This is a genomic window from Halorubrum amylolyticum (genome assembly GCF_004114995.1).
GTDB lineage: Archaea > Halobacteriota > Halobacteria > Halobacteriales > Haloferacaceae > Halorubrum > Halorubrum amylolyticum.
On record NZ_SDJP01000008.1, the window covers coordinates 60,835 to 76,934 of the forward strand.

Consider the following 16,100-nt stretch of genomic DNA (forward strand, 5'->3'; position numbering starts at 1 on the left):
CCCTCACCCACATGGTCGCGGAGGCGCTTTCGTCCGACGCCGCCCACCTCGCCGCCGGCGGCGTTCTCGTCGCCGGCGCTCTCGCCGTCGTGTATCGAGCCGACCGCCCGGGAGGAGCGTGGACGCGGGCGCTTCGCTCCCGCTTTCTCCTCGGCGTCCCGTGGGGGACGCTCGTCGCGATCGCCGCGGTCGTCGCGGTGTACCTGTTCGTACAGAGCGGGCTGGAGAATCCGGACCGACCCGTCGTGATCCCGTTCCGGTCGTGGTCGTACTTCTACCCCGAGGGAATGCTCTGGTCCGGACTCGCACACTCCGGACGGGGCCACATCACGGGGAACCTCCTGTCGACGCTCGTCGCCGGCACGCTCGCCGAGTACGCCTACGGGCACTTCCCGGGCGGCCGCGACGTCGACGAGGAGACCGGAACGGTGCGGTCCGCGTTGCCGTCCGTCGGGTCGCTGCCGTCGATCGAGTCGCTCTCCCGCGACTCGCTCGCCGCGAACCCCTTCCTCCGGGCGTTCGTCGTCGTTCCGGGGGCGATGCTGTCGTTCGGCGTCCTCTCGTCGCTGTTCGCGCTCGGGCCGGTGATCGGCTTCTCGGGCGTGGTGTTCGCGCTGTGGGGGTTCGCGCTCGTCTTTTACCCGGTCAAAACGATCGCCGCGCTCACCGGAGCGACGCTGGTGAACGTGGCCTACGAGACGCTCCGGAACCCGGTCGTCGTCTCCGAGGCGAGCGGCTCGTACGGGACGCCGAGCTGGGCGAACATCGCGATACAGGGACACGCGGTCGGGCTGATCGGGGGGGTCCTCGCCGCGGTGTGGTTGGTCCGGCGGAGACGCCGACAGAGACACCGAGGGAAGCCGATCGAGTGGATCGATCCGGACTCGCGGACGGCCGCGCTGGCCGCGTTCGGCGCGGTCCTGCTGTTCGGGGCGTCCCGCCGGCTCTGGGCCGTCTACTGGCACCTCGGAAACGAACGGTACGAGCTGTACCGCGCGGTCGGCCTCGGCCTCCTCGCGGTCCTCGCGGCGATCGTCGCGCTCGCGGTCGCCGGGCGCGACCAGCCGATTAGGCCGGAGCTAGCCGTCCCGGAACCGGAGACGGTCAGGGAGGGCGTTCGGTCCGCGACGCCCGCGGCGGTCGGCCTGCTGCTGCTCGTCTCGGCGCTGGCGGTCGTGGCCGGGCCGGGGATCGCCCCGAACCTCGTCGCGGTCGACGACGACGAGCTCCCGGGCGACCCGATCGAGGTCGACGGGTATCGGGTGACGTACGCCGAGAACGTCGAGAATCGGGCGGTGAGCGTCGTCGACGTGGAGGCGTTCGGGCGGTCGACGAGCGTCAACACCTCCGGGGTGATCGTGGCGAACGCCGACCGGGAGATCTGGACCACCGCGGTCTCGAAGGGGAACCTCGCCTTCTGGGGGTACCGCGCGGTCGACGTGGGCGGGACGGGCTGGCGCGAGACCGTCTGGGTCCAGCGCACCGGCTGGGTTGCGACGAACGGCGGCCCGACCTACCGGGTCGACGCGGTGCGGAACGAGACGCGCTCGACGCTGTTCACGAGCGAGCCGGCGCGGGCCGAGCCGCGGATCGACGGCCGGAACGTCACGGTCGCCGCCGTCGAGGACGGGTTCGAACTGCGCGTCGAGGGCGACGGGGAGAGCGAAGTCGGCTCCCTTCCGGCGGCGAACGAGTCGGTGACGCTGCGGGGAGTCACGTTCGTCCGGAAGAGCGACGCCGTGTTCGCGGTGCGGGGGAAGACGCGGGTGCGGATCGCGGAGCGGGAGACGTACGAGGGGCGGCAGTAAGGCGACGCGGTGCTGTTTGGATCCCCTTCTTCGAGTTCGAGCTGGATATGCACTGGCGAGAAGCCCTCTCAGAGTACGCTGGGCAGCACGAGTCCCACTGTACCGACTTCGCTCAGGCAGTCCTCCAACGTGCAGAACGGGACGATCTGCTCGATCGCCAAGGACCAACGAGACAAGAGTTCATCACGTATCTGGACGAAGGACTTGTCGAACGAGACTTCAGAGAAATGTTTTGATCAGTCGCGAAGCTCGGCGACCGACTGACCGACTTCACGGACGTGTTCACTCCGCTCAAGGTCAAGTTCTTCAGCGAGGTAGTCAACTGTCTCTTCAAGACTCATACTAGAAGGAAGTCTGTGAAGCGGTATAAATATAGTGCTGATATTTTTTGCTCTGCCGCCTGCGTTGAAATACTCTTCTTCAGACATATTCTTGTCTGAAACAGCTGGTCGATGAAGAGTGCGAACTGAATGGCCCGAGTGATTCAGAAGAGGCCAATAATCCAGATCAAGGATGAGACGGTAAACCCACTAATAAATGCCACCAACAGGAAGATAGCAACCCATCGTCGTGCGTTATCTGGGAGATACGGTATCTCACTTGGATAAATTGGGGCAAACGTCCCTTTTTCATCAGAACCGCGTCCATCCATATAATATGGTAGAAATCCTACACTATTATTTCTTCTGCTGTATTGACCGGAATCGGGCCGAGACGAGTCACGTACCGAGTATTTAGTTAAAATCACCCGAGCGAGAAGCGCAGCCGCGACTGCGAGACCGGACCGTCAGGCCCACTCGATCCGGTACACTTCGGTGTCGATCTCACGGGCGGCGTCGGTGTGGTGGTCGAACTGCGCCTCGATCGCGAAGTCGGCGGCGAACGCGTGGGTGACCTCGCCGCCGTTGTCGGCCGCGAACGCCTCGACGAACTCGTGACTGCCGGCGTTGTGGACCGAGTAGGAGACGGCGGCGACGCGGCTCGCGGCCGCGAGGAACCCGCGGTCGGCGTTCCGGTTCCCGTCCTGCGCGCCGAACGGCGGGTTCATCACGACGGTCACGGGGTCGGGCACGTCGAGCGGGAGCCGCGTCGCGTCGCCTTGGAGCCAGTGGACGGGCGCGCTCGCGGCGATCCGGCGCTCGTTTTCGGTCGCCGTCGAGAGCGCGCCGCGGTCGAGTTCGATCCCGAGCACCCGCGCGGGGCCGCGGAGGGCGGCCGCCAGCGCGAGCATCCCGGTCCCGGTGCCCAGATCGAGGACGGTCCGGCCGTCGACATCGCCGTGGAGGTCGGCGAGGTGGACGACGTGCGCCGCCAGATCGGGGGGCGTCGGGTACTGTTCGAGCGCGGCGCTAGGGGCGTCGAAGCCGGCGACGACACCGAGCTTGGTCGCGAGCGAGCGCTTCGAGGCCATCCGATCAGGCGGCGGCCGAGCCGTCGTCGACGCGGACGAGTTCGACGCCCTCGCGGCGCGCGCGCTCGGCGAGCGCCGACAGCGCCGGCTCGGTCGCGTCCCGGTCGGCGACCTCGCCGAGGTGGACCTCGATTCGGCCGGCGCCGAGGAACGACGCGGCGCGGACGAACTCGCGGAGTCGGTCCGCCTCGCGCTGGGTGGAGAGGGCGTCGCCGCAGTCGAAGCAGGCCGCGACGGAGAGGGTCGCAGGCTGGTAGCCGCGGGCGGAGAACTCGGCTTTGAGGTCGCGGAGGTGTTCGGGCGCGGTGCTTTCGAGGTCGGCGGCGTCGACGACGATGGGGTCGATCTCGGCCGGGCGACAGCCGTCGAGCGTCGCTTCGATCCCGTCGGACTGCGTCGTGCTCATGTTTCGCTATATGCATTGGTAATACAAAAGCTTTGTTGAATGTCCGATAGTAATATACGGGCGGTCGCGGTTCGTGTTCGTTCCGGGGGTATACCGAGGCGACTTCCGCGCTGCAGCGGAAGGACGGACAAATCACGGGTGCGCCGTACAGGGCCCGTAAGCCCGTTTAATCGCAGTTCCACAGATCACCCTGTCGGGAGCGATCTCCGCGTTCGGACAAAGGTTTAAATGCGGGAGTAACCAGAAACCTTATAATGGAACGTCCGAGCCGCCAGCGTCAACAGGAGCGGAACACCGAGCGAGAGTCGGACGAAGAAACGGTCTCCTGTCCGGAGTGCGATTCGACCGAGATCGTCACCGACGCCGACCAAGAACTCGTCTGTGAGGACTGTGGCCTGGTGCTGGACGAACGGAACATCGACCGCGGGCCGGAGTGGCGCGCGTTCAACCACTCGGAGCGGCAGTCGAAGTCGCGCGTCGGCGCCCCCATCACCGAAACGATGCACGACAAAGGGCTGACGACGACGATCGACTGGAAGGACAAGGACGCCTACGGCCGGTCGCTCTCCTCGGAAAAGCGGTCGCAGATGCACCGCCTGCGCAAGTGGCAGGAGCGGATTCGGACCAAGGACGCGGGCGAACGCAACCTCCAGTTCGCGCTCTCGGAGATCGACCGCATGGCCAGCGCGCTGGGCGTCCCGCGGTCGGTACGCGAGGTCGCCTCCGTCATCTACCGCCGCGCGCTCAACGAGGACCTGATCCGCGGGCGATCGATCGAGGGCGTCTCCACCGCCGCCCTCTACGCCGCCTGCCGGCAGGAGGGGATTCCGCGCTCGCTCGACGAGGTCGCCGACGTGTCGCGCGTCCCGCAAAAGGAGATCGGACGGACGTACCGCTACATCTCCCAGGAGCTCGGACTGGAGCTAAAGCCGGTCGACCCGAAGCAGTTCGTTCCGCGGTTCGCGTCCTCGCTCGAACTCAGCGAGGAGGTCCAGTCGAAGGCGACGGAGATCATCGATGTCTCCGCGGAGCAGGGACTCCTCTCCGGGAAGTCCCCCACCGGATTCGCCGCCGCCGCCATCTACGCCGCGTCGCTCCTCTGTAACGAGAAGAAGACCCAGCGCGAGGTCGCCGACGTCGCGCAGGTGACCGAGGTCACCATCCGCAACCGATACCAAGAGCAGATCGAGGCGATGGGGTTCCGGTAGGACCGGGATCAGCGAGCCTCATCGGGGGATTGACGCGTCGGCGCGTCGGCGCGTCTGACGCGCCGCCGTGATCGGGTTTTTAATCGACACCGAGCGTAGCGTGCGACGAGATGTACACTCAGATCCTCGTACCGACCGACGGCAGTCCGGCGTCGGACGCCGCGATCGAGCACGCGATCGACCTCGCGCAACACTACAACGCCCGCCTGCACGCCCTCTACGTCGTCGACGGGGCGGCGTATTCGACGCTCGAAGCGGGCGCCAACGTCGTCGTCGAGGCGCTCGAATCCGAGGGGAAGGAGGCCACACGACGCGTCGCCAACGCCGCCGCGGACGCCGGGGTCGACTGCGAGACGACGGTCGCCACGGGCACCGCGTACCAGTCGATCCGGGACTACGTCGACGAGAACGCCATCGACGTGATCGTGATGGGAACCCACGGCCGGAAGGGGCTCGACCGCTACCTGCTCGGCAGCGTCACGGAGCGGGTCGTCCGGACCTCCGACGTGCCGGTGCTGACGGTCCGCCAGCCCACCGATGAGTAGACGCACGCGCTCACGGTGACGACGATGCGGGACTGGCTGTCACACCGCGTCGTCTCCTCGCCGGACCACACCGCGCTGATCCGGGCCGAAGACGGCGAGGCGTGGACCTACACCGACCTCGACCGGCTCGTCTCCGAGACCGCCGGCCGGCTCGTCGCGCACGGGATCGAGGCGGACGACCGGCTGGGCGTGCTCACGCCGCCGTACGTCGGCACCGTCGGGCTCGTCCACGCGGCGATGCGGATCGGGGCGACCTTCGTCCCGCTGGGACAGGAGCTCACGGAGCGAGAGCTCGCCGAGCGCGTCGAGCGCGCCGACCTCGACGCGGTGGTGTGCGCGGAGCCGACGGAGGGCGCCGCGCTCGGCGCCGTCGGGGAGTGTGAGGTGGACGGCGAGGTCCCGGTGTTCTCCGTCGACGACCCGACCGCCGAGGGCGTCACGGCGGTCCACGGCGTCGATCCGGAGCCGGTCGATCCCCCGGAGTGGGCGGAGTCGGATTACCTCTGTGTCCTGTTCACCTCCGGGACGACGGGCGAACCCAAGCCAGTCCCGCTCACCGCGGGCAACGTCTACAACTCGGCGATCGCCTCCGCGTTCCGGCTCGGCGTCGACCAAGGGGACCGGTGGCTCGTCTCGCTGTCGCTGCACCACATGGGCGGGCTCGCCCCGGTGTACCGCTCCGCCCTGTACGGGACGACGCTCGTGCTTCGGGAGGGGTTCGACCCGGGCGGCACCGCCGACGACATCGACACCTACGACGTGACCGGGATCTCGCTGGTCCCGACGATGCTCCAGCGGATGCTCGACAGGCGCGGGACCCTCTCGGACACGCTGCGCGTGGTGTTGCTCGGCGGCGCTCCCGCCCCGGACGAGGTGATCGAGCGCTGCCGCGACTACTCGATCCCGGTGTACCCGACCTACGGGATGACCGAGTCGGCCTCCCAGATCGCGACCGCGACCCCGCGACAGACGAGGGACCGACTCGGCACGGTCGGTCGACCGCTGTTCGGCACCGACGTGACGGTCGTCGACGAGGACGGGACGCCGGTCGACCCCGGAGCGGCCGGCGAGATCGTCGTCGTCGGCCCGACGGTGTCCCCCGGGTACATCGACGGGGAGGATGGAAACGACGGAGAGGGCAAAGGCGGGGGAGACGGACCGACCGCCGCCGCGCTCGACCGGTCGTCGTTCGGCCCGCACGGACTCCACACCGGCGACGTGGGTCGCTTCGACGACGAGGGGTTCCTCTACGTGCTCAACCGGCTCGACGACCGGATCGTCACCGGGGGCGAGAACGTCGAGCCCGGCGAGGTGGTCGACGTGCTTCGGGAGTTCCCGCCGGTCGAGGACGCCGCCGTGGTCGGCCTCGACGACGACGTGTGGGGCGAGCGCGTCTCCGCGCTGCTCGCGGTCGGCGACCGGATGCGAGACGACGCTGCGGTCACAGAGGGTGCAGACGAGGGGGAGAGCACCGACGAGGGGGCGAACGACCGGGAAGCCGCCGACGAGGAGACGGGCGACGGAGAAGCGGCCGACGAGGAGACGGGAGACCGAGACGCTGACGACGAGGAGACGGACGGCGAGCCCGCGGACGATACCGAACCGATCGAGAGCGACGTGTCCTCGCTCGTAGACGAGGAGCGGCTCGTCTCGTTCGCGCGCGAGCGGCTTGCGGGGTTCAAGATCCCGAAGACCGTCGCGTACGTCGACGAGCTCCCCCGGACCGTGTCGGGAACGATCGACCGAGAAGCCGTGCGGCAGATCCTCCGCGAGCGCGGACACGATCCGCGGAGCGACGCCGACCTGGAGACCGCCGGGTTCGAGCCGGCAGAGCCAACTGATCCGGACGAACCGACTGAGACGGCCGACTCGACCGAATCGGCCGAGTCAGACGAGGCGAGTGAATCGCCAGAGTCGACGACAGCGACACCGTCGAACGACCACGCCGAAAACGGAGGCGGGGAGCCCGTCGACGGCGGCGCCGACGGCGACAACGATAGCGACGCCAGCGGTGAGGAGGGTGGCGAAAGCGACGTAGCGACGGCTGACGGTGAGAGCGGCGATGACGCGACGACTAGCGGTGAGGACGCCGACGAGACAGAGAGAGATCCCGACGACAGATAAACTGTCCCGGTGTTTTCCGTTGTTCCACGAACGTTTTGACTACGGGGTCCGCACGCGACGCATGGATCTACTTGACGACGGTATCGTTCCGGAGCACGCGCGCGACGTGAAGGCCGAGGCCCGCGAGTTCGCCGACGAGTACATCGCCCCGAACGCCGAGGCGTACTACGACTCGGGCGAGTACCCGTGGGAGGTGCTGGAGGCGGGGATGGACGCCGGGCTCGTCGCGCAGGACATCGGCGAGGAGCACGGCGGGAAGGGGTACGACCTCGCGCAGGTGCTCGCGATCGCGGAGGAGTTCTACCGCGCCGACGCCGGCATCGCGCTCACGCTCCAGCTCGCGAGCTTCGGCTGCGAGATGGTCGAGCAGTACGGCACCGACGAACAGACGGAGGAGTACCTCCGGCCGGTCGCGGAGAACGACCAGATATCGGGACTCGCCGTCTCCGAACCGGAGACGGGCTCCGACCTCGCGGGGATGACGACGACGGCCGAGAAGGTCGAGGGCGGCTACGAGCTCACCGGCGAGAAGTACTGGGTCGGCAACGCGGTCGAGGCCGACTGGCTCACCGTCTACGCGAAGACGGGCGACGGCGAGGACCGCTACTCGAACTACACGCTGTTCATCGTCGAGACCGACTCGGACGGCTACGAGGCGGAGCACATCCCGGAGAAGATGGGGATGCGCGCCTCGAAGCAGGGCCACATCGTCTTCGAGGACTGCTTCGTCCCCGAGGAGAACGTCGTCGGCAGCGAGGGCGGCGGCTTCTACGTGCTCGCGGACTTCTTCAACCACGGCCGCGTCGTCGTCGGCGGCCACGGGCTCGGGCTCGCCGCCGCCGCCATCGAGGAGGCCGAGGAGTTCGTCCACGGGCGCAACGCCTTCGGCCGCACCGTCAACGAGTTTCAGGCGGTCCAACACACCCTCTCGGACATGCGGATCGGCTTCGAGTCGGCTCGCGCGCTCAACTGGCGCGCCTGCGAGAAGGTCGCGGACGACGAGGACGCCGGCTACTGGGCCGCGCTGGCGAAGACCAAATCGACCGAGGTCGCCACCGACTGCGCCGAGAAGGGGATGAAGCTCCACGGCGGGCGCTCGATCCTCACCGACCGCCGGATCGCCCGCGTCTACCGCGACGTGCGCATCCCGGTGATCTACGAGGGCGCCAACGACATCCAGCGCAACCTGATCTACCGGCAGTCGCGGTGAGCTGACGGGGTCCCCCTGCGGGCGGGACGCCCCGACGAAAACGCCAAGACGCCGGGGGGACAGTACCGCGTATGCGACTGGAGGACTACTGGGGGATCGGCCCGAAGACGAGCGAGCGCCTCACGGAGTCGCTCGGGACCGAGCGGGCGATCGAGGCGATCGAGGCGGCCGATGTCCGAGCGCTCGTCGACGCCGGGCTCCACCGCGGGCGAGCCACCCGGATCCTCCGCCGGGCTAACGGCGAGGCCGGCATGGATGCCCTCGCGACCGGTGACACCCGCTCGGTGTACGACGACCTCCTCGCGCTGGCGGCGAGCCACGCGCTGACCGCCCACGCCGCCGACCGGATCCGCGTGCTGACGCCCCTTACCGACCGGGACGCGGTCGAGTCCCGGCTCGACGACGTGGTCGCCGCGCGCGACGCGTGGGCTGCGCTCAACGACGGCGAGCGCGACCGGGTGACCGAGGCGTTCGACGAGTACGACGGCGCCGACGGCTCGGATCTGGCGGCCGTCGAGACCGCCGTCGCGCTTCGCGAGGTCGGTCTCACGGACGCCCCCTTCGAGGATATCGGAGCGCTGGACGGGGAGGCCCTGCGCGACGCCGCCGGCGCCCTCGCCGACGTGCGGGGCGCGATCGACCCGACGGGCGCCGGCGGCGACGGCGAGATCGAGGTCGCGAGCGGCGCAGACGACGAGCTGGACCGCCGGCGCGACCAGCTCGACGCGGCCCGCGACCTCGCGAACTCCGCGTTCGACGTGCTCGACGCCGTCCGGGACGGCTCCCTGCGCGACTTCGAGGCGCTGGAGGCGGCGACGATCGATCACGTCGCGCGCGAGACCGGCGTCGACCCGGCGACCGTGCGATCGGTCGCGCCGGACGACGCGCTCGACGCGGCCGACTTCGTCTCCGCCACGCTCCGCGATCTGGTGGCGGAACTGGAGGAATCGGTCGCGGAGCGCGAGGAGACCGTCGCCGCCGACATCCGCGAGCGGATCGGCGGGATGCGGGGCGAGAACGGAGAGGGCGAGGGAGACGGAGACGGCGAGGGAGGCGGCGAGGGCGACGGAGACGGCGAGGGAGGCGGCGAGGGCGACGGAGACGGCGATGGAGACGACGCCACGGAAGGAGACGAGACCGGCACCGTCGCCCGCGCGATCTCCGCCGTCGCCGACGCCGCGTTCCTGCTGTCGCTCGCGCGGTTCGCGGTCGCGTTCGACCTGATTCGGCCGACCTTCGTCGACGACGGCGTGGCCGTGCGGGACGCCCGCAACCTCTTCATCGACGGCGAGGTCCAGCCGGTGTCGTACGCGATCGGCTCCCACTCGCTCGCGGGCGATCCCGGCGTCGCGAGCGTCGACGCCCCGCCGACCGGCGACCGCGTGAGCGTCCTCACGGGGGCGAACTCGGGCGGGAAGACGACCCTGCTGGAGACGCTGTGCGCGGTGGCGCTCCTGGCGTCGATGGGGCTTCCGGTGCCGGCCGACGAGGCGGAGATCGGCGCGTTCGACCGGCTCGTGTTCCACCGGCGGCACGCCTCCTTCAACGCCGGCGTGCTGGAGTCGACGCTGAAGTCGGTCGTGCCGCCGCTGGTCGCGGACGGTCGGACCCTGATGCTCGTCGACGAGTTCGAGGCGATCACAGAGCCGGGGCGGGCCGCCGACCTGCTGAACGGGCTCGTGACGCTCACGGTCGACCGCGGCGCGCTCGGCGTGTACGTCACCCACCTCGCGGACGACCTGAGCCCGCTTCCGGAGCCAGCCCGGATCGACGGCATCTTCGCCGAGGGGCTCACGAACGACCTCGACCTCCGGGTCGACTACCAGCCGCGGTTCGGCACGGTCGGGAAGTCGACGCCGGAGTTCATCGTCTCTCGGCTGGTGGCGAACGCCGGCGACCGCGGCGTCCGCGCCGGGTTCGAGCACCTCGCCGGCGCGGTCGGCGAGGAGGCGGTCCAGCGCACCCTCTCGGACGCGGAGTGGTCGAAGGGCGATGACTGACGGCGAGCCGTCCGGAACCGGCGGGCCAGACCGAATCCGGTCGATCGCGGTCCACCGGGACGACGTGGGAACCGCGCTGGAGGCGACCCTCCGAAGCGACCGCGAGGTCGTGCTCCGCGTGACCCCGCCCTTCTCGGGCCGGATGCGCGCGCGTCTGCACAGCCTCGGGGCGGGCGAGGGGGAAGCAGACGCTGAGAAGGGGAAGGGCTCAGACGACGACCCCTCCCCGATACACGTCGATCCCCGCGACCTCGTCTCGGACGTGCCCCCGTACCCGGAAGTGGACGAGACGGCGGCGGAGGCGCCGGAGACCGACTTGGAGACCCGCCGGAAGCAACACACCGAGGCCGTCGAGTCGTGGCGGGAGGCGGTTCGGGAATCCGTGGTCGACCGCGTCGAACTCGCCGCCGGCGGGGATAACGGGGAGGAAAAGACCGTCGAGGTCGACGTGTCCGCACTCGGGTGAGCGCTCGCCGGTCCTCGAAGACACCGCCCTCAGCTACACTCGAAGTCGCTCGACCGCGGTGCCGGCGCCCGCAAACTCTTCGAGGATAGCGTCGGCGGCGGTCGGCGCGGCGTCCGGGTCGGAGTCGGCGTCCGGGTCGGAGTCGGCGTCCGCGCCGCCGGTTTTCGCCTCGCCGGTGTTCGCGGCGGCGACGACGATCGTCTTCGCGTCGAGCGCCGGGTCGAGGTGGAGTTCGAACTCGCCGTTCTTCGGCGTCACGAGCGTGGAGCCGTTCGACGTGTACACCGCGACGGTGTCGGCGGTGGTCTCGCCGTTGACGACGAGGGCGTCGTCGACGTACTCGTCGGTCGCCGTCAGCTCCGGCACCGCCGACCGGGCGCGGTCGACGTAGCGGTCGCGGACGACGGTCGGCGTCTCGACCGGCTCGCCGGCGTCGATCCCGTGTGCGAGCCGGATGAACCCGGCCATCGACCACGCGAGCGGGGTCGCTCCCCCGGTACCCTCACCGAACTCCCAGCCGTAGCCGGTCGGGTGCTCGCGGTCCCACACCTGTTCGGGGAGCATCCGCCCGGAGTTGCCGAACCCGGCCATCGTCTCCAAGAGGGCGTCGGGTTCGAGGGCGTCCTCGTCGGTGCCGCCGAAGCCGTCTGGACCGTCGGCGCGGGCGCGCAGCTCGTACTCGCCGCGCTCGCCGGTGAAGATCGGCCAGAGCCGCCCGCGGCCGTCGCCGGTCCCGGCCCAGGGGCCGCCAGGGTCGCCGCGCGCGATCTCGCCGTACGCGTCGCCGACGTACCGGTACCACGCCGGACCGTACGGGGTGTCGACGCGGATCGAGTCGTCGACCACGGAGACGGAGTTGCGGACGACGGTGTCGTCGGCGGGCTTCACGCCGAGCCGGACGAGTTCGAGGAAGCCGCCGTCGACGATCTCCCGCTCGTCGTAGGTGGGGCCGTCGTTGGCGATCGTCCGGGGGCGGCCGGCCTCCGGGTCGCCGTCGGCCGTGACCCGCACGTAGTACGGCGTCTCGCCGTGCCGCTCGATGCCCGTCGAGGTCGCGCACCACTCCTCGACGCGGGCCGCCCAGTCGTCCGCGAGCGCGAGCCACGCGAGGGCGTCGGCGCGGAGCGAGTCGGGGTCGGCGTCCGGTCCGGCCTCGCCGGCGGTCGCGTCGCCCCCGCTCGCCTCGATCCGGTCGGCCTCGGCGACCGCGAGCGCGGCGCCGCAGACGAGCCCGGCGATCTCGGCCGCGATGCTGGACGGCGAGAACCCGGCCTCCTCCTCCCAGCGCTCCTGAGCCGTCTCCGGGCCGTTGGCGGCGATGTAGCCGAGCGAGCGGCGGACCTGATCGTAGGTGTACTCCGCGTCGGCCGGCCCGACCCCGCGTTCGTACAGCTGCCACGCCATCACGGACGGGAACGCGATGTTGTCCATCTGTTCGCCGCCCCACCGCGTGCGCCCGTCGATGTAGGTGTTCTGCGGGAGGAACCCGTCGTCGTCCTGCTGGGTGTTGTAGAGGTACGCGAGCGCGTCCGCGCCGCGCTCGATCTCGCCGATCTCGATCAGCGCGGTGAACACCTGATAGAGGTCGCGCGACCAGACGAAGTTGTAGCCGTAGCCGCGGTCCTCGGCCGCGTACTCCGTCTCGCCCCACGGCACCGACGGGCTGGCGATCCCGGCGCCGTCGTGCCGCTTGTCCTCGACGGCCGCCAGCGTCATCAGCGCGAACCGGTACTGCGTCTCTACGTCCGCGTCGCCGGTCACGGAGGCGGGGAGCTTCCGGCCCGCGAGCCACTCGCGCCACGTCTCGGCGTACGACTCTGAAACGACCGGGAAGCCGCGGGAGACGGCACCGCGCGCCTCGCCGAGGGCGGCCGCGGTGTCGGCGTTCTCGGCGAACCCGAGCGCGACCGCGTCCGACACCTCGGTGCCGCTCCCGACGAGCCCCGCGAGCACGACGTTACCGGTGGCCGACTCGGCCCCCTCGCCGCGGTCGCCGTCGGCGAACAGCGCGTCCGCCGCATCGCTCCCTGCCGCGAGCACGCTCGCCCAGTCGAAGCCGTCGGCGCTGTCGAGCGCGAGCGCGACCTCGAAGGAGTCGCTCCCGTCGTCGACGAGCTTCCCGGGGTCGCGCTCGGCGGCGTCGTCGTTGCGCGCGAGCAGGTGGTACCCCTCCGAGCCGCCGCGGGCGTCGGAGCCGCCGACGCGGTCCCCCCGGTCGTTCGTCCCGACGTTCGTGATCGTGGTGTCGACGAGGGCGTACACGTCGTACTCGCGGCTCCCCTCGAACGACACGTCGGCGAGGATCGCGTCGCCGTCGGTGTCGACGGCGTACTCGACGGTGAGCGTCCAGCGGTGCCCGTGGCCGTCGCCGGTCTCGCGGATCGTCTGGGTGTACGCGAGCGCGTCGTCGGCGGTCGGCTCCGTGGTTCGCTTGACCGTCTCCGTCACCGACACGTGGCTCGTCTCGTCGAAGGTCCGGACCGTGTACCCCGTCTCCGGGTCGGCGACGAGGAAGTCGAACGTTCGGACGTTCATCACGTCGATCCGGGGGAACCGCGCCTCGGTGAGCGCGCCCTCGGTCAGCGTGAACCAGACCGGCACCGGGTCGTCGGCCTCGTGGTCGGCCGGAGTGCCGACGCCGAACTTCCGGCCGGTCGTCCAGTGGGGCGCCTCGTCCGGCCCCCGCGGCTCGTCGTGCGGGATCGGGAGCGCCCCGTGTCTCGCGAGCGTCACCGTCGCGTCGATCCGGAGGGCGTGCGACCACGCGATCGGGGTCGCGCCGTCGAGGTCGCCGTCGTCGAACGCCTGCTCGGCGATGAGCCCGGCGTCGTTGACGAACGGGCCGTCGGGCTCGCACAGCGCGTAGAGGTCGCGCGCGGCGCCGAACAGCTCGTTCGCGTCACCGCCGCGCTCGCGGACGAGCCCGCCCAGCTCGGCCGCCGCCGTCGACCCCCACAGCGTCGCGATCGACCACACCTTCGCGGTGCCCTGCTCGGCGGTGCGCCAGTCGTCGCCCGTGAACCGAACGAGCCCATCCACGTCGGCCGTCTCGCGGCGGAGCTCGCCGATCGTCGTTAACACGTGCGTCGTCAGGCGGTCGAGGAAGGCGTCGAAGTCGACCTCGGCGGCCGAGGCGGCACCTGGAGCCGACCCGCCGTCGGTACCGGTCGCTCCGCGTTCCTCGCGCAGCGCCGCGTACTCGGTCGCCGCGCTCGCGAGCGCGAACGTGCTGGCGTCCGGCCGGTCGTCGCGGCTCTCCGCGCTCGCGCGCTGCGGGAACCGCTCCGTGCCCGGGTTCCACCGGTCGTGCAGACCGGCGAGGGCGGCGTCGGCCGCCTCGGCCGCGTCGCCCCGCACGTCGGCGGGGAGGGGCGCGCGCGCCGCGGCGGCGAACGCGCGGAGGTACGTCGCGCCGGTGTGGGTGAACCGGCCGAGCGCGTTCTCCCAGCAGTTCTGGCACCGCCGGGGGAGCCCGTCGTCCTCGGTCGTCTCGCGGAGAAACGCGAGCGCGTCCGTGATGGTGTCGTCGACGCGGTCGCGCCACTCGGCGGGGAGGTCTGCGGTCCGGCGGAGCCGCGCGAGGAAGGCGACGACCGACGCCGGCTGGTCGAGCTGGTCGTTCGGTCCGGCGGTGCCGTTCGCGCCCCCGATCCGGGCGTTCGCCCAGCCGGGCGCGACCTTGCCGGAGTCGGCCCACACGCGGTGGGGCCACGAGCCGTCGGCGTCCTGCGTGCGACAGAAGAAGGACGCCGTGGCGAGCAGCTCCTCGTCGGCGTCCAAGCCGAGCTCGTCGCTCGCGCCGAGCAGGGCCAGCGACGTCTCCGCCTCGTCGCGGAACCACGTGTAGCCGTAGCCGCCCGAGGTGGAGTAGAAGGGGTCGAACTCCGGGGCGGCGATCCGCGCGCCGGACTCGGCGGTGAGCAGGTCGAGCGCGCGGAGGTCGCTCGCGACCACCGACCGGCGCGGCACGTCGTCGGGGATGGTCGGACCGCGGCCCTGGGCGGCCTCGCGGAGGTCGTCGGCGTCGGGGTACGCGGTCGCGATCCGCGACAGCTCCTCGATGCGGCGCTGGCGGTCGGGACCGTCCGTGACCGCGTCCTTGGCGTCGTCGACCGTCTCGCGGGTCTCCCGCCTGTCGAGGACGGCGCGGCTCGCGAGCGTGACGCGTTCGATCCGGCCGGCGCGCTCGAACGGCGCGCGGACGACCACGTCGGGGGTGAGCCGGGAGTCCTCGCGCTGGTCGATCTCGCCGCGGTGCGGGAACCCCTCGCCGTTCTCGCCGAGCAGTTCGGAGACGGTGCGGAGCCGCTGGCCGTGCGCGGCCGACAGCCCCGTGGAGGCGGTGAGGAAGTCGTGTTCGGTGCGGTGGTACACCTCGACGACGCTCCCGGACTCGGGACCGGCCCCCTCGTGGACGAGGTTGCCGACGCGCCCCTCGACCATGTCCGGCGAGAACGCGCAGGCCGCGACCAGCTCCGCGCCCGCCGGCGGGGCGCCGCGCAGCTCGACGTGGGTGAGGTGGGTGTCGCTCACGACCAGGTCGAACTGGTGGATGGTGTACCGCCCGGCGTCGTACTCCGTCTCGACGAGCGGCGTGTCGCCGTCGTAGTGCTGGCGAGTCGCGGTCAGGTCGTCGAACCAGCGGACGCCCCGCCCGGCCGTGATCCCCATGCGGAGCCGGTCGGCGCCGCCGACTCCGGAGAGGGAGTACGAACAGTCGTGGACGGTCCCGTTCGGTCCGACGTGGACCAGTCGACCGTCGTCGCCCGTGAACGCGCCGGCCGTGGTGGGACGCTCCGCCGGGTAGCGCTCGCCGCGCCGACGTTCGTGTTCTGTGAGAGCGGTTCGCAGTCGCATGGGTGCCCTGCGATTCCCGTCGTGAAAGCCTTGACGAACGCGGGCGTCTCGAGCCGGCGCTGCGA

Annotated in this window: 10 protein-coding genes and 1 pseudogene; 8 read left to right on the top strand and 3 right to left on the bottom strand. The window is 70.6% G+C overall.

Features of this window, described 5'->3' with window-relative positions; translation table 11 throughout:
* Window positions 1-11 precede the first annotated feature (11 nt).
* Window positions 12-1,808, top strand: coding sequence for a rhomboid family intramembrane serine protease (locus tag ESO89_RS08445; RefSeq protein WP_128905096.1), 1,797 nt, complete (start codon window positions 12-14; stop codon window positions 1,806-1,808).
* 26 nt (window positions 1,809-1,834) lie between these two features.
* A pseudogene (locus tag ESO89_RS19380) lies at window positions 1,835-2,044 on the top strand (hypothetical protein); the annotation flags it as partial.
* 551 nt (window positions 2,045-2,595) lie between these two features.
* On the opposite strand, the gene ESO89_RS08460 reads toward ESO89_RS19380, so the two are convergent.
* Both ESO89_RS08460 and ESO89_RS08465 read right to left on the bottom strand, forming a co-directional pair.
* A complete protein-coding gene (locus ESO89_RS08460) occupies window positions 2,596-3,219 on the bottom strand; it encodes an METTL5 family protein (RefSeq protein ID WP_128905098.1) in 624 nt (207 codons plus the stop codon).
* A gap of 4 nt (window positions 3,220-3,223) precedes the next feature.
* Window positions 3,224-3,625: an apurinic/apyrimidinic endonuclease family protein gene (locus tag ESO89_RS08465; protein ID WP_128905099.1), complete on the bottom strand. Its 402-nt coding sequence runs from the start codon at window positions 3,623-3,625 to the stop codon at window positions 3,224-3,226.
* A 254-nt stretch (window positions 3,626-3,879) separates the two neighbouring features.
* On the opposite strand from ESO89_RS08465, the gene ESO89_RS08470 reads away from it, so the two are divergent.
* The 6 genes from ESO89_RS08470 to ESO89_RS08495 all read left to right on the top strand — a co-directional run bounded on the left by ESO89_RS08470 (window position 3,880) and on the right by ESO89_RS08495 (window position 11,178).
* Window positions 3,880-4,833, top strand: coding sequence for a transcription initiation factor IIB (locus ESO89_RS08470; protein ID WP_128905100.1), 954 nt, complete (start codon window positions 3,880-3,882; stop codon window positions 4,831-4,833).
* A gap of 110 nt (window positions 4,834-4,943) precedes the next feature.
* Window positions 4,944-5,378, top strand: coding sequence for a universal stress protein (locus tag ESO89_RS08475; protein WP_128905101.1), 435 nt, complete (start codon window positions 4,944-4,946; stop codon window positions 5,376-5,378).
* A gap of 24 nt (window positions 5,379-5,402) precedes the next feature.
* Window positions 5,403-7,502 carry an AMP-binding protein gene (locus tag ESO89_RS08480; RefSeq protein WP_128905102.1) on the top strand — a complete coding sequence of 700 codons (2,100 nt, stop codon included), beginning with the start codon at window positions 5,403-5,405 and terminating at the stop codon, window positions 7,500-7,502.
* Window positions 7,503-7,563: 61 nt separating this feature from the next.
* Window positions 7,564-8,712, top strand: a complete 1,149-nt coding sequence (locus tag ESO89_RS08485) for an acyl-CoA dehydrogenase family protein (protein ID WP_128905103.1) — start codon at window positions 7,564-7,566, stop codon at window positions 8,710-8,712.
* Between the two features lie 71 nt (window positions 8,713-8,783).
* The gene (locus ESO89_RS08490; protein ID WP_128905104.1) at window positions 8,784-10,712 is read left to right on the top strand and encodes a MutS-related protein; all 1,929 of its coding nucleotides are present in this window, start codon (window positions 8,784-8,786) and stop codon (window positions 10,710-10,712) included.
* A complete protein-coding gene (locus ESO89_RS08495; RefSeq protein WP_128905105.1) occupies window positions 10,705-11,178 on the top strand; it encodes a hypothetical protein in 474 nt (157 codons plus the stop codon). The genes ESO89_RS08490 and ESO89_RS08495 overlap by 8 nt, the downstream gene beginning before the upstream one ends.
* Window positions 11,179-11,211: 33 nt before the next feature.
* On the opposite strand, the gene ESO89_RS08500 is transcribed toward ESO89_RS08495, so the two are convergent.
* Complete coding sequence (locus ESO89_RS08500) at window positions 11,212-16,035, bottom strand: glycoside hydrolase family 15 protein (RefSeq protein ID WP_128905106.1); 4,824 nt, start codon at window positions 16,033-16,035, stop codon at window positions 11,212-11,214.
* Window positions 16,036-16,100: the final 65 nt, after the last annotated feature.

Bases quoted from the DNA above. Each gene is read 5' to 3' on its own strand.
- ESO89_RS08485 (WP_128905103.1), top strand. From the start codon at position 7,564: ATGGATCTACTTGACGACGGTATCGTTCCGGAGCACGCGCGCGACGTG.
- ESO89_RS08445 (WP_128905096.1), top strand. From the start codon at position 12: ATGGTCGCGGAGGCGCTTTCGTCCGACGCCGCCCACCTCGCCGCCGGC.
- ESO89_RS08480 (WP_128905102.1), top strand. From the start codon at position 5,403: ATGCGGGACTGGCTGTCACACCGCGTCGTCTCCTCGCCGGACCACACC.
- ESO89_RS08470 (WP_128905100.1), top strand. From the start codon at position 3,880: ATGGAACGTCCGAGCCGCCAGCGTCAACAGGAGCGGAACACCGAGCGA.
- ESO89_RS08490 (WP_128905104.1), top strand. From the start codon at position 8,784: ATGCGACTGGAGGACTACTGGGGGATCGGCCCGAAGACGAGCGAGCGC.
- ESO89_RS08465 (WP_128905099.1), bottom strand. From the start codon at position 3,625: ATGAGCACGACGCAGTCCGACGGGATCGAAGCGACGCTCGACGGCTGT.
- ESO89_RS08500 (WP_128905106.1), bottom strand. From the start codon at position 16,035: ATGCGACTGCGAACCGCTCTCACAGAACACGAACGTCGGCGCGGCGAG.
- ESO89_RS08475 (WP_128905101.1), top strand. From the start codon at position 4,944: ATGTACACTCAGATCCTCGTACCGACCGACGGCAGTCCGGCGTCGGAC.
- ESO89_RS08460 (WP_128905098.1), bottom strand. From the start codon at position 3,219: ATGGCCTCGAAGCGCTCGCTCGCGACCAAGCTCGGTGTCGTCGCCGGC.
- ESO89_RS08495 (WP_128905105.1), top strand. From the start codon at position 10,705: ATGACTGACGGCGAGCCGTCCGGAACCGGCGGGCCAGACCGAATCCGG.